Below are 264 nucleotides of genomic sequence, written 5' to 3'. Positions count from 1 at the left end.
GTCCATTATCGTTTTCCTTTGGCAACAGGCGCCTATTTCGGCGCGTAGCTGGCCTGGTGGTCAAGTTACAGCCAGTGGAAAAAACTGTATGGGTGCGCAGCGCCTGATAAGCTGCCTGGCATATCGAGGACCCTGTGATGCCCCGTTCCCATGCCGCGCTGTGGCGCGACCCGGCCCTGCCGCATGTCGAAAGCCGCCGCGCCTGCCATAGCCGTGCCTGCTACAAGGCCCACAGCCACCCAACGTTTTCCATCGGTGTGGTGG

At 61.4% G+C, this 264-nt stretch carries 1 pseudogene; it reads left to right on the top strand.

Going from position 1 to position 264, the window contains the following annotated elements:
• Positions 1–137: 137 nt before the first annotated feature.
• A pseudogene (locus FQ668_RS27620) lies at positions 138–264 on the top strand (AraC family transcriptional regulator); the annotation flags it as partial.

This window comes from Pseudomonas sp. Kh14, from assembly GCF_900291005.1.
Lineage (GTDB): Bacteria > Pseudomonadota > Gammaproteobacteria > Pseudomonadales > Pseudomonadaceae > Aquipseudomonas > Aquipseudomonas alloputida.
The sequence above is the reverse complement of the archived record's forward strand: the minus strand, read 5'-3'. Positions and strand labels throughout refer to the sequence as shown.